General features: G+C 63.6%; 9 protein-coding genes. 2 read left to right on the top strand and 7 right to left on the bottom strand.

Going from position 1 to position 13775, the window contains the following annotated elements; all coding sequences use genetic code 11:
- Positions 1–36 precede the first annotated feature (36 nt).
- The gene (locus tag CAURI_RS12255; protein ID WP_010188620.1) at positions 37–1371 is read left to right on the top strand and encodes a UDP-glucose dehydrogenase family protein; all 1335 of its coding nucleotides are present in this window, start codon (positions 37–39) and stop codon (positions 1369–1371) included.
- Here CAURI_RS12255 and CAURI_RS12250 read toward each other — a convergent pair.
- Entirely contained in the window at positions 1301–2527 is a 1227-nt protein-coding gene (locus tag CAURI_RS12250) for a YibE/F family protein (RefSeq protein ID WP_012715338.1), read from the bottom strand. The genes CAURI_RS12255 and CAURI_RS12250 overlap by 71 nt on opposite strands.
- 121 nt (positions 2528–2648) lie before the next feature.
- Here CAURI_RS12250 and CAURI_RS12245 point away from each other — a divergent pair, with 121 nt between their 5' ends.
- On the top strand, positions 2649–4016 hold the full coding sequence (locus CAURI_RS12245) for an HNH endonuclease signature motif containing protein (RefSeq protein WP_010188624.1): 1368 nt from the start codon (positions 2649–2651) through the stop codon (positions 4014–4016).
- 94 nt (positions 4017–4110) lie between these two features.
- Here CAURI_RS12245 and CAURI_RS12240 read toward each other — a convergent pair whose 3' ends face one another.
- The 6 genes from CAURI_RS12240 to CAURI_RS12215 all read right to left on the bottom strand — a co-directional run bounded on the left by CAURI_RS12240 (position 4111) and on the right by CAURI_RS12215 (position 13668).
- Positions 4111–5334 (bottom strand): pyridoxal phosphate-dependent aminotransferase, encoded by a 1224-nt coding sequence (locus CAURI_RS12240; protein ID WP_010188626.1) that lies wholly within the window; start codon positions 5332–5334, stop codon positions 4111–4113.
- 10 nt (positions 5335–5344) lie between these two features.
- Complete coding sequence (locus CAURI_RS12235; protein WP_371326358.1) at positions 5345–5956, bottom strand: DUF1707 SHOCT-like domain-containing protein; 612 nt, start codon at positions 5954–5956, stop codon at positions 5345–5347.
- 19 nt (positions 5957–5975) lie between these two features.
- On the bottom strand, positions 5976–7193 hold the full coding sequence (locus CAURI_RS12230; protein ID WP_010188630.1) for a cation:proton antiporter: 1218 nt from the start codon (positions 7191–7193) through the stop codon (positions 5976–5978).
- 69 nt (positions 7194–7262) lie between these two features.
- On the bottom strand, positions 7263–9896 hold the full coding sequence (locus CAURI_RS12225; RefSeq protein ID WP_010188632.1) for a (Fe-S)-binding protein: 2634 nt from the start codon (positions 9894–9896) through the stop codon (positions 7263–7265).
- 109 nt (positions 9897–10005) lie between these two features.
- The gene (locus CAURI_RS12220; RefSeq protein WP_010188633.1) at positions 10006–11949 is read right to left on the bottom strand and encodes an ABC transporter ATP-binding protein; all 1944 of its coding nucleotides are present in this window, start codon (positions 11947–11949) and stop codon (positions 10006–10008) included.
- The gene (locus CAURI_RS12215; RefSeq protein ID WP_010188635.1) at positions 11950–13668 is read right to left on the bottom strand and encodes an ABC transporter ATP-binding protein; all 1719 of its coding nucleotides are present in this window, start codon (positions 13666–13668) and stop codon (positions 11950–11952) included.
- Between the last annotated feature and the right edge of the window lie 107 nt (positions 13669–13775).

The raw sequence follows: 13775 nt of genomic DNA, 5'->3' as shown, positions 1-13775 counted from the left end.
CGCGCTTCAGGTCAACCGCGCCTAAAATTCCCGGTTATGCGTATGACTGTGATTGGTACCGGCTACCTGGGCGCGACGCACGCCGCTTGCATGGCGGAGCTCGACCACGAGGTGCTCGGCGTAGATGTGGATGAACACAAGATTGCAGCTCTCAAGAACGGCCGCGTGCCGTTCTACGAGCCCGGCCTCCCGGAAGTGCTCGAGCGCAACATCGAGTCCGGCCGCCTGGGCTTTTCCACCAGCTATGACGACGCCGCGGAATTCGCCAACCTGCACTTCCTCGGCGTAGGAACCCCGCAGGCACACGGCTCCTATGCAGCGGACCTAACCTACGTGAAGTCCGTCATCACGGAGCTCGTGCCGCGTCTCAAGGGCGAGCACATCATCTTCGGCAAGTCCACCGTCCCGGTAGGCACCGCGGCGCGGCTGCAGGAGATGGCCGATGAGCTTGCCCCCGAGGGTGCCAGCGTGGAGATTGCCTGGAACCCGGAGTTCCTGCGTGAGGGCTACGCCGTCAAGGACACCATCACCCCGGACCGCATCGTCCTCGGCGTCGGCGAACTCGCCGAAAGCAACGCCGAAGCGGTCGCCCGCGAAGTCTATGCCCAGCCACTGGCACAGAACACCCCGTTCATCGTGACCGACCTGCAGACCGCCGAGCTGGTCAAGGTCTCCGCCAACGCCTTCCTGGCCACCAAGATTTCCTTCATCAACGCCGTGTCTGAAATCTGCGAGATTGCTGGTGCGGACGTGGTCAAGCTTGCCGACGCCATCGGCTACGACGAGCGCATCGGCCGCAAGTTCCTCGGCGCTGGCCTGGGCTTCGGCGGTGGTTGCCTGCCCAAGGACATCCGTGCGTTCATGGCGCGCGCCGGTGAACTCGGCGCCGACCAAGCCCTGACCTTCCTGCGCGAGGTCGACGCCATCAACATGCGCCGCCGCGACCGCGTCGTGGACCTGGCCAAGCAGGCTTTCGACGGCTCCGTTTTGGGCCACCGCGTTACCGTGCTGGGCTGCGCTTTCAAGCCCAACTCCGATGACGTCCGCGATTCGCCAGCGCTCTCCGTGGCCGGTTCGCTCTCCCTGGCCGGTGCCGCCGTGACGGTCTATGACCCGCAAGGTATGGAGAACGCCAAGAAGGTGTTCCCGACGCTGAACTACGCGGCGTCGGCAAGCGCGGCACTTAAGGATTCCGAGCTAGTCATCCTCGCCACCGAGTGGCAGGAATTCCGCGACCTCGACCCGGCTGAGGCCGGTGCACTGGTGGCCCGCCGCCACATCATCGATGGCCGCAACGTGCTCAGCGTCGATGCTTGGCGCGAGGCCGGCTGGACCGTCGAGGCGCTTGGTCGCGTCCTTCCGGCACAGTAAACGCCGCAATCGCGGTGGTCAGGGGCACCGCGAGTGTCAAGGCCATCGCGCCCAGCAGGGAGCGCAGAACCTCTGTGGCGACGAGGTCACTGGAGAGGATCTGCAGGGCTGGGCGCTGCGCCGCCGTGATGAGCATGAGCAGCGGCAGGGCCGCGCCGGTATAGGTCAGCACGATGGTGTACACCATGGAGGCGATATGGTCGCGGCCCACTTTCATCGCTGAGGTAAAGAGCGTGCCGGGCCCCACCGTCGGATCGGCTGCATGCAGCTCGCGCACGGTGGAGGCCTGCGCCACCGCGATGTCGTTGAGGCTGCCGAGCGCACCGATGATGAACCCGCACAGCAGCACGCCCACCACGGAAACCCCTGGCATGTAGAGCAGTAACTTGAGGTTATCCTCCGAGCTCGATCCTGTCAGTGCCGTGCTGCTTATCGACGCCCACCCCAACGCCCCCGACAACGCCAGCGCCACCAAAGCGCCTCCCAGGGCGGAGGCGGATTTCCAGTTCACGCCGTGCACGAGAGGAACGGCGAGGAAAAGGATGGCCGCGCAGGTAACGAGCGCCAGCGGCAGCGCCGAATGGCCCTCGATGAGGGAGGGGATGAGGTAAAAGAACACAATGGCCAAACTGATACCTAGGCCCAGCAGCGCGCGCAGCCCATGCCAGGCGGCGAAGGCGATGATGATGACGGCGGCGATAATCGCCCATAAGCCAAGGTTGCCGGTGCGCTGGAAATCGGCGAAGGCATAGGTGCCGTCGCTGGATACTGTCAGAATTACCTCGTCACCGGGGTGGAGGGTCGGGTCACTGGCCACGCCATAGAATACGAGCTGCGTCTTGCGGCCTGCGTCTGCGCCGGAGGTCAGGTCAATGAGGGCGCGGGAGCAGGAGGTGTCGTCGCCCTCGGCGGGGATGAGCGGGGCCTCATCGAAGGCGCGGCCCGTGTGGGGGTCGGAGCACAGGTGGTTATCCACGGTCTCCACGGTGCCTTCGACCTGTGGATGGTTGAGGGCGTAGGTGGTGGAAAAGTCCGGGCTGGTGTGCTCAGTGAGCGCGCTGGTGGGGCGGAGGATGAACAGTCCCGCGAGGGTTGCGAGGGCCGTGATGGCAAGAAGTCCAAGGAGCCCCGTGCGCCACGGGCTGAGATTAGTCATGCCTACTATTGTGAATGAGTTTCATAATAAAGAAAAGTATTGCTGACGCGATCAACAAGTTATCCACAGGCTGGCAGCGGTGCCATTGTGTAGTGTGGGTGGGGCGTTTAGCGTGGCTGGTATGAACCTAGTGGAAGCGCATCTTCGCAGCCAGGCGGCGGGCATTGAGCTCGTCGCCGGCATTGCGGGGCTGAGCTTCGAGCAGCTGCGGGCGTGGGGTCCGGAGTCTGTGGCGCGTTCCTTGCTGGCGCTTTTCGACGTCTACTTTGCCCCCACCTCCTTCACCCGCAAACAGGCGCGTGCCGTTTCGGCCGCCCGCGCCAATGGGCACGACCTGCCCACGCTGCTGCTCATTGAACGCTTCGCAGGAAGGTTGAAGAAGCAGCGTGAGGCGTGGGATCTGCGCATTGAGTTGTGCGGCATCGCGGGGGATGAAAAGGCCGTGGCCCGCTATGCGCGCAAGCGCATTCGTGAGCTCAACCCGCCGCCCGCGCCGAAGCCGGGCGTGACAATTCGCCGTGGCAAGGAGCTGTCGAAGCTCACGCTCACAGCCCCGGCCGCGCTCATCGAGGACCTGCGCCCCAATATCGATGAGGAGGATCCGGTGGGTTCCTTTACCGCCGCGTTTCGTGAGGGCCGCCTCGCCCGCCCCGTGGCCCAGACCCTCGCCGTCATGGAGCTTCCCGAGTACGCCACAATCTTGGGCCGCTTGGGCGACCCGTCCACCCCGCGCCCCGACTCCGCCGCGCCCGCTGCTGACGGCACGCCTCCTACCCAGCCCGCCACCACATCTACCCTGCGCCCCGACTCCACGGGTGCCATGCCTCCCACCAAGTCCGCCGCCGCGTCTAGTGCTTCTGACGAGCCTGCCAGCGATGAGACATTCGGGCACGACATCAGCGACCCCGCGGCGCCGGACCTCGGGGATATCGTGATTCAGCTCTCCAACGGCGCGAAAATCACCGGCCAAGAGCTCATCGAGCGGGAGCTCGCCGAAGAAGGCCTCGTCATGCTTGTCGACCGCGTCAAAGGCCCCGTGGAACTCCACCGCACCCAGCGCGTTGCCTCGGAAAAGCAGCGCATCATGGCCAGCGGTGAGCAACCTACCTGTGCCTGGGACCGGTGCCTGTGCGGCGCCGATTACTCTCAGATACACCACATCACAGAATGGCGAAAAGGCGGCGAAACGAACCCCGAAAACCTCACCCCGCTGTGCAAGTACCACAACGCCATCAATGGCTTGCCGGGTCGGGGCCGCATCGTGCGCGAAGACGGCAAAATTAAATGGGTGCCGGCTGGGCCCCGCGATCCGCGGGAACCGGCGCATCCGCACCGCGCGCCGCGCGCCCAGCGCATCCGCGAAAACCGTCAAGAAACAGTAAGCACCGTTGCGAGCCCTAGCACAAGCCGTCGCGCCCAGACCGCAAAGCCGGCCGAATCACGGACATCCACACGTTCCGAGCCGGGAAGCCCCGCCCCGCCGGACTGATAACACCGGCCGGTGAGGGATTCTGCATGCACGTTTGTGTTGTGCTTTCTTTGCGCCGTGGGCCCTATCGCGCGAAGTTCAGGTATCGGCTGTGCTACTGGCGGTAGCTCACCAGGAAGTTGCCGAGTCGCTCAATCGCGTTCTCCAGCTGCGAGGCCCACGGCAGCGTGACCACGCGGAAATGATCCGGCGTGGGCCAGTTAAAGCCGGTGCCTTGCACCATGAGGATTTTCTCGGCGCGCAGGATGTCGAGCATGAGCTTCGAGTCATCGTGAATCTCATAGACCTCTGGGTCCAAGCGCGGGAAGCAGTACAGCGCGCCCATCGGTTTCACCACGGACACGCCGGGAATCTCGTTGAGCTTCTCGTAGGCAATGTTGCGCTGTTTGAGCAAGCGCCCGCCCTCACCGGTGAGTTCATAAATGGACTGTCTTCCGCCCAGCGCGACCTGAATCGCGTGCTGCGCCGGCACATTCGGGCACAGGCGCGTACCCGCCAGCAAGTCCAAGCCCTCGATGAAGCCACGTGCATGGGACTTCGGGCCCGTCAACACCATCCAGCCGGCGCGGTAGCCGGCCACGCGGTAGGCCTTCGACAGGCCATTAAACGTGATCGTCAGCAGATCCGGGGCCAGCGAGGCAATCGAAATGTGCTTCGCACCGTCATAAAGAATGCGGTCATAAATCTCATCCGCCAGAATCAGCAGGTTATATTCGCGCGCCACATCGACGATTTTCTGCAGCGTCTCACGCGAGTACACCGCACCCGTCGGGTTATTCGGATTAATGACCACAATTGCCTTGGTCTTCTCCGTTACTTTTGCGCGAATATCTTCAATGGACGGATTCCAATCATCCTCCTCATCGCACAAATAGTGCACGGGCGTGCCACCCGCCAGCGACGTCGCCGCCGTCCACAGGGGGTAGTCAGGGGCGGGGATGAGAACCTCATCGCCGTCGTCAAGCAGCGCCTGCGTGACCATAGAAATCAGTTCGGAGACGCCGTTGCCCAGGTACACGTCATTGACGTCGAAGCTGGGGAAATCCTCCAGCTCATAGCGGGTCACAATCGCGCGACGCGCTGGGATAATTCCCTTCGACGTGGAGTAGCCCTGGGAGGTCGGCAGCGCCGCAATCATGTCGCGCATGATGACATCCGGCGCATCGAAACCAAACACCGCCGGGTTGCCGGTGTTGAGCTTCAGAATGCTGTGCCCGTCGAGCTCCATGCGCTCGGCTTCCGTGGAAACCTCGCCGCGAATATCGTAGGCAACGCCCTGTAGTTTGGTGGATTGATCAAAAATCCGGTTGTGTGTCATGCCGGATATGTTACTTCTGGTTCCACTGCTCCAGCTTGCGTTTGGCCAGATTCATCGCATCGCCGGTGATTTCACTTGCTTGGCGACGCCTCTCCGCCCACTGCGCCTGCTCCAACGCCCGCATCTGCGCGCGTTCCTCCGCGCCCGCGGCCTTGAGCTCGCGCATGCGCTGGCGCTCGATCTGGCGAGGGGAGGGCTGATGCCAGGACTCCGGGCCCACCTTGGCCACGTAGAGCATGATCCACAACGCGGGGATAAGGAAAAGTAGGCCCGTTCCAGTCAGTGCGGCGGTGACGCCGGACAGGGCGCCGAAGGAGGCGATGGCGCCAAAAAGGAGGCCAAGGGAGCCCACCATGGCCGTGGCCAAGCGAGGCTTCCGTGTCGATTGGTAGGCGCGGGCCACCTCACCTTGGGAGTAGATCTTGAGTTCGCTGCTGGCCTTGGTGGGGATATCCATGAAAACTTCTGCCAGCTCGCGGCGGGTCGTTGCCTGCATCACCGCATCGGTGCGCTCTTCGAACTCATCCATGGTGAGGCGGCCTTCACCCAGTGCTTGGGCGAGGTCGTTGACGGCGTCGGTCCGTTCGGCGTCGGAAAGCCGCATGCTGAAAGGATTAGTCACATTAGCTATTTTAACAGCCTTATTCCTCTGCCTTTTCGCGCACGAGGCCGGAGAGGAACGGGAAGATTGCAACGGTGAGCGCGCCGCCGGCGATGAAGATCGAGGCGATCTCAGAATCGACGATGCCGGAATCCACGGCCAGCGTCATCACCGCCACGATGATGGGCAGGCCGGTCGCCGCGTAAAGAGCCACCTGGATGCGCTCGCGGGTGGTTTCGACGTCGGAGCCGGTTTGGTGGATGTTCTCTCGCAGGAACACCGGCAGGCCGCGGGTGACCAAGATGAGCAGCGGAATGCCGAGGACCTTGAGGGGTTCGTTCACGATGACTTTCCAGTCAATCGCCATGCCGGAGACCACGAAGAAGACGGGGATGAGCATGGAATAAAACACCACGTCGAGGCGGTTCTCCAAGCCCTTATGGAACTCATCGGGCACGATGCGGTTCAGGATGATACCCGCCGCGAAGGCACCCAGCACGATATCGAGCTCAAAGACCGCCGTGACCGCCATGAGGATGGCCAGAATCAAAATGATGAGGCGCATGATGGTTTGGTTAGTGGAGCCCGCCCCGGAGATGAATGCGTCCTTGAACCACGGCATGAGCGTCGTAATGGCAAAGGGCATGATGGCCACGGCGACCGCGATTGCGATGAAGGCTAGAAGAATCAACATCGTGGTCCACGTGGAGCGCGTTCCCAAAAGGAGCGCCATCGCGGTAATCGGCGCAACCTCACCGATGGCGCCGTGGATGACCACGGAATCGCCCACCCGCGTGCCAAGCAGCTTGTCCTGCTTGAGCATCGGCGTGATGGTGCCCAGTGCCGTCGACGTCAAAGCAATTGCCATGACGATGGCACCCGGGATGTCATCCATGAGGAAGTACGCGCCGACGCCACACACCACCATGCAGATGAGCCACGTGGACAGCCCCGTCGCGGCTTCCTTCGACTTCAGGCTGGCGAGGTCAATTTCAAAACCCGCAAGCAGGAACAGCGCGCCAACGCCAAGCTCCTTGAGCATTCCGATGCCGGGGTCTTCATGGGCCAGGCCCAACATCGATGGGCCGATGAGCATGCCGAAGAAAATGAGCAGCGCCACGGCCGGCATCTTCTTGCCTAGGGCATGGGATACCAACGGTGCCAACAGCGCCACCGCCATAATCCATGCGAAGGACACCAGCGAGTTGGTGTAGTTGGTCTCGCCCGAGGCGAGGACGTAGGTTACGTCAGTTTGCATGGGGTAGAGCGTACCTGTGGGGTATCAGGCACGCCTACCCCGTGCGTTGGTGGTGTGGCCGACGTCGCACTAGTCGCCCTTGCTTGCCGACGCCCCCGGAGCCTTCGGCGCCGCCGGGGCACTGGGTGCCGCTGGCGCGTCTGGCACAGATGGTGCCTGAGGTGCGCTGGGTGCGGCTGGAGCCTTTGGTGCCGCGGGTGCGCTGGGTGCGGCTGGAGCCTTTGGTGCCGCGGGTGCGCTGGGTGCGGCTGGAGCCTTTGGTGCCGCGGGTGCGCTGGGTGCAGTTAGAGGTTTCGGTGTCGAAGGAGCAGCCGGGGCACTAGGCGCTGCGGGTGCTTGCGGCGCGCTTGGCGCAGTCGGAGCTGCGGGAGCGGTGGGGGCTGCGGGTACCTGAGGTGTGCTGGGGGCCGCCGGTGCACTAGGGGTGGAAGGAACTGCTGGAGCAGTAGGCACGGTTGGCGCGGACGGAGCTTGGGGCGCAGTGGGTGCTGCAGGAGCGCTGGGGGCAGCCGGAGGCGTCGGCGCTGCAGGTGCCTGCGGCGCAGAGGCAGCGCTTGGTGCGGACGGCGCAGCGGTGGGGGCCTGTGGGGAGCTTGTCGGGGCAGATTGCGCAGCGGTCGCTTCCGGGGAAGGCACGTCGGAATCTTCCACGGGCAGGCGGCGAGGCGTGTCGAGGAAGGCCTTCTCGCGCGGGGCGGGGAGGTCGCCGGAGGGGGCGATGGCGCTGCGCAGCATGAGCGCCACATCGCTGACCTGAGTTTCCGGCGCGATGGACTTCACGCCGCCCGTGAGCATGACGTTGCAGAACGGGCAGCCCGTCGCGATCTGTTCCGCGCCCGTTGCCACGGCCTGCTCCGAGCGGAACTCGTTGATGCGCTTGCCCAGCTTTTCTTCTATGAACATGCGCGCGCCACCGGCGCCGCAGCAGAAGGCCTCGTCGCGGTTGTGGTCCATCTCCGCCAGCGACGCACCGGTCGCCTCCACGAGCTCACGCGGCGGGTCGAAGACCTTGTTGTGGCGGCCCAGGAAGCACGGGTCGTGGTAGGTCACCGGCTTGCGGTCCTCCGGGGAGCGCGGCACCGGGACCAGCAGCTTCTCCCGCACCAAACGGTTAAGCAGCTGCGTGTGGTGCAGCACGTCGAAGTGGCCGTCGAAATCCGGGTACTCGTTGCGAATCGTGTTGAAGCAGTGCGGACACGTCGTGATGATTTTGCGCTGGCCTTTGGGGACGCCGGCGAAGGCGTCGTTAAGCGTGGCGACGTTCTGCTCCGCCATCACCTGGAACAGGAACTCATTTCCGGCACGGCGCGCCGGGTCACCGGTACAGGTTTCGCCCGTAGCCAACACACCGAACTTCACGCCCGCCGTGTGCAGCATGTCCACCACGGCGCGCGTCGTGGCGCGGCCCTTGTCGTCGTAAGTACCCGCGCAACCGACCCAGAACAGATACTCCAGGTCCGAAAAGTCTTCCGCGTCCTCACCAATAATCGGCACCTCGATGCCATCGGCACGCGCCTCATCGATCCACGCGCGGCGCTCCGAGGCGTTGCGACCCCACGGGTTGCCCTTTGTCTCCATGTTCTTAAACAGCCCGGTCAGCTCCGACGGGAAGTCGGACTCCGCCAGCACCTTAAACCGGCGCAGGTCCGCCACGTGGTCGATGTGCTCGATGTCCACCGGGCACTGGTCCACGCACGCACCGCAGTTGGTGCAGGCCCACAGGACGTCATCATCAATCGTGCCCGCCATCGCCAGTACGTTGAGCCCCTCGTGCGGGTTGTAATTATCCAGCGCGCCTTGGCGCAGGTCCATCATGAGCTTCTTCGGGCTCAGCGGCTTCTCGGTGTTCCACGCGGGGCACAGGTCCTGGCAGCGGCCGCATTCGGTGCAGGAGGAGGCGTCGAGAAGCATCTTCCAGCTCCCCGGCTCGAGGTCCTCCAGGTCCGGCGTGGGTACAGCCCCCAGCGCCTTCTCACCGTCCGCGTTGCGCTGGAAGAAGATATTGAAGAAGGCCATGAAACGGTGCCACATCACGCCCCACTGGAAATAGCGCGCGATGCACGCGATGAACACCAGGCCCGTCAGCAGCTTCACCAGGGCAAAGAACTGCACCATGCTTGGCGACGCCTGCATAACCCCCGCCACACGCATGGTCAAGAAATCAGCCCACGGGGAGCCGCCGCCATACGTGGCGATGGCGGAGGCCTTGACGGCGAGCATGCCTAGGCCCTCGAGGAGAACGATGGCCTCCACCAGGCGTGCGGGGAAGACCTGCGAATTGTAGAAGCGGCTGCCGCGCTCGGTGTGGCCGAGTTTCAGGCGCACGCCAATGAGGAAGCAGATGCCCAGCACGGTGCCGATCGCGAGGACCTCTTCGATGAAGTGGTAGACCGGCCAGTCGCTGAGCCACGGCCAGCCTTTATCGGGCGCGAAGGTTTGGATATAGGCCTCGAACCACACGATGGCGCCGAAGAGGAAGCCCACCATGACGAGCCAGTGTGCGGCGTTGACTAGTGGCCGGCCCTTGAAGTGGGTGTGGCCGAAGACTTCGATAAGCACGCGCCCGAGGCGCGCCAGGGGGCGGTCGGTACGGTTTAGCTGCGTGGGGCCGCCGGAGCGGATGAACCGAAACAGCGCCGTGAGGCGGTAGAAAAAATACAGCCACACCGGGACCGATGCGGCGATGGCAACCCAGCCGAACATGCGCGCTCCTTTAATTGCTGCTGTGTGTGCCTCTTACCTTAAATCCTTAGCCCCGAAATCAGTGAGTCAGCATTCAGCTAGAGACTTGAGGAAAGGAGCCAGCAGCGCCTTAGTCTTCGCGGAACTGGGACTGGTGGAGGCCCCAGTAGGCGCCGTGGGCGTCGAGAAGCTCAGCGTGAGTGCCTTGTTCGACGATGCGGCCTTCTTCCATGACGATGATGAGGTCGGCGTCGCGAATCGTGGACAGCCGGTGCGCGATGATGAAGGACGTGCGGTCCGCGCGCAGCGCATTCATGGCCTGCTGAACGAGCACCTCGGTGCGGGTATCCACGGACGAGGTGGCCTCGTCGAGGATGAGCAGCGCCGGTTGCGCCAGGAAAGCGCGCGCGATGGTGATGAGCTGGCGCTCGCCGGCAGAAATCGCGCCGCCATCCTGGTCAATCTTGGTGTCATAGCCATCGGGGAGGGAGTGGACGAAGCGGTCCACGTAGGTGGCCTTCGCGGCGGCGATGACTTCCTCGTCGGTGGCGTCGAGGCGGCCGTAGCGGATGTTGTCCATGATGGTGCCCTCAAAGACCACGGCATCCTGCAACACCATGCCCACCTGGGAGCGCAGCTCGTGGCGCGAGATCTCCGCGGTATCGACGCCGTCGAGGCGGATGGTGCCGGAATCGATGTCGTAGAAGCGCATGATGAGGTTGACCAGCGTAGTCTTGCCAGCGCCCGTGGGGCCGACGATGGCTGCGGTCTGGCCCGGCTCCACGCGTAGGCTGAGGTCCTGGATGAGCGGCTTGTCGGGGTCATAAGAGAAGTCGACGTCCGTGAATTCCACGAGCCCTTTCGCGCGCCCACCCAAACGGGAGGTGGGCTCTTCGGCCGGCTCTTCTTCGGCGTCGAGGAATTCGAAAACGCGCTCGGCTGAGGCCACGCCCGACTGCACCTGCTGCATCATTCCGCCGAGCTGGCCCAGCGGCTGGTTGAATTCGCGCGAGTACTGGATGAAGGCCTGCGCGCCGCCCAGCGTGAGGTTGCCGGACGCCACCTTGAGCGCACCGAGTACCGCGATGACCACGTAGGACAGGTAGGAGATGAACTGCATGATTGGCATCATCATTCCGGCCAGGAACTGCGCCAGCGAGGCGGAGCGGAACAGCTCCTCGTTGCGCTTATCAAAATCCTCCGTCATGGACTCGATGCGCCCAAAGACGGTCGCCAGGTCGTGGCCGGAGAAGGCTTCCTCGACCTGCCCGTTGAGGTCACCGGTGGCCTTCCACTGCGCCTTGAACTGCTTCTGCGCGCGCGAGCCAATCACCGCGATGACCACCGCGGTCAACGGCAGCGCCAACAGCGCGACGAGGGCCAGCTGCCAGGACACGGTGAACATCATGACCGTGATGCCGATGACCATGAGCAGGTTATAAAACAGCTGCGAAATGGCCTGCTGCAGGGCGGACTGGATGTTGTCGGCGTCGTTGGTGGTGCGCGAAAGGAGATCGCCGCGCGACTGCGTATCGAAGTAATTGAGTGGCAAACGGTTGAGCTTGGCCTCGATGCTCTCGCGTAGGTCGAAGACTACCTTCATCACCAGCGAGTTGAGCAAGAATCCCTGCCACCACTGGAAGAGTGAGGACACCACGTACATCGCAATCACGATGCCAATAATCGTGCCCAGCTTGGAAAAATCAATGCCGAAGCCGGGGTTCAAGTCCATGGCTGAGGCCATATCGGCGAACTTATCCTGCCCGCCCGCGCGCAGAGCCGCGATGGCCTGTTCCTTGGTCATGCCGGCGGGCAGCTGGCGGGAGATGACGCCGGAGAAAATAACGTCGGTGGCCATACCCATGACCTTCGGCGCGGCCACGGCGAGGAACACGCAGATGATATTCATCGCCGCAATTGCCCAGAGCTGCGCCTTGAACGGCGCGAGGAGACCAAAGAGGCGCTTGGCGGAGGGCCAGAAGTTCTTGGCTTTGCGCGGGGCGTTCTCGCCGGTCTTCTCCTCGATCTCGGCAGTGGTGTCTTCACTCAACGTAGCGTTGTCCTGCTCAGTCATTTATGCCACCTCCGAGGTCTTCTGGGATTCCACAATTTCGCGGTACGTCTCGGAGGACTCGAGCAGTTCCTCGTGCCTGCCGCGGGCGACGACGCGCCCGGCGTCCATGACCAGAATCTGATCTGCATCCACAATCGAGCTCACGCGTTGGGCCACGATGATGGTTGTGGCTTCGGCGGTGTACTCGCGCATTCCGGAGCGCACCGCAGCATCCGTGAGCACGTCCAGCGCGGAGAAGGAATCATCAAAGAGGTACACCAGAGGCCGCGCCACAAGCATGCGCGCGATGGACAAGCGCTGGCGCTGCCCACCGGAGACGTTGGTGCCGCCCTGGGAGATGTGCATGTCGAGGTCCTCAACAAAGTCCGCTTGGGCCACGCGCAGCGCGTTCCACAGCTTCTCGTCGGTAGCCTCCGGTGCGCCCAGGCGCAGGTTGGAGGCCACGGTGCCGCTGAACAGGTAGGGCTTCTGGGGCACGAGGCCCACACGCTTGACGACGTCCCCTCGTGCCATATCGGCGATATCGGTGCCGTCGAGAAGCACGCGTCCCTTCGTCGGAAGGTAAAGGCGCGGGATGAGGGAGAGCGCGGTGGTTTTACCGGAACCGGTCGCGCCGATAAGCGCGGTGGTGGTGCCGGGGGTGGCGGTGAAGGAGACGTCGTGAAGCACGGGCGCTTCCGCACCGGCGTATTGGAAGGAGACGTTGTCGAACTCGACCACGCCCTCGGAGCGCTCCGGGGTGAGCGGGTTAGCGGGCTCGACGATGGAGGGATCGTGCTCGAGGACGTCAGTGATGCGGCGCGCGCAAATGATGGCGCGGGGCAGCATCATCGCCATGAAGGTGCCCATCATGACGGCCGCGAGGATCTGCAGCAGGTACTGCAGGAAGGCGGTCAGGGAGCCGACTTCCACGAGGCCCTCATCCACACGGTGACCGCCGAACCACAGAACCGCGCCCGTGGCCACATTGAGGATGACGGTGATGATGGGGAACATGAGGATGAACAGCTGGCCTACCTTGAGGGAGAGGTTGGTCAGGTCGCGGTTGGCGGTGCGGAAGCGTTCGGACTCGTGTTCCTCGCGGGTGAAGGCGCGGACGACGCGGATGCCGGCGATTTGCTCGCGCAGGGTGCCGTTCATGACGTCGAGCTTGCCCTGCCAGGCGCGGAAGAGCGGCATGAGGCGGACGATGATGGCGGAGATGGCGGCCAGCAGCACGATGACGGAAACCGCGACGAGCCAGGACATTCCGGCGTCTTCGCGGATGGCCATGATGATGCCGCCGATGGACATAATCGGTGCGGCAACCATGAAGTTGAGCATCATCATGTAGACCATCTGGACCTGCTGGACGTCGTTGGTGCCGCGGGTGATGAGGGTGGCGGTGCCGAAGTTGCTCATGTCTTCGGCGGAGTAGCGGGTGACGCGGCGGAAGACTTCGGAGCGCAGGTCGCGGCCGAGGCCCATGGCGGTGCGGGAGCCGAACCAGATGGCGGCGATGGCGGCGAGAACCTGTACGAAGGCCACGATGAGCATGATGCCGCCGGTGCGCCAGATGCAGTCGATGTCTACTTGGGCAACACCCTTGTCGATGATCTGCGCGTTGAGCGAAGGAAGGTAAAGCGTTGCCGCGGTGGATAGCGCCTGGAGGAGCAGCACCGCGATGACGTAGCCGGTATACGGCTTCGAGCGGGATAAAAGGATGCGAACGAGTTCCATGTGCCAGCGTTTCGTGCGTGTTGGCGGCCGCGCCGTTTCTGCGTCGTGCCGCTGAAGGGAATTGACCGCGCAAGTTTATCCGTTTCCCCGCGCGAGCGTCTAGCTCG

The organism is Corynebacterium aurimucosum ATCC 700975 (assembly GCF_000022905.1).
In the GTDB taxonomy this organism is placed as follows: Bacteria; Actinomycetota; Actinomycetes; order Mycobacteriales; family Mycobacteriaceae; genus Corynebacterium; species Corynebacterium aurimucosum_F.
Note: the sequence above shows the minus strand (reverse complement) of the source record. Positions and strands in the feature narration are given on the sequence as shown.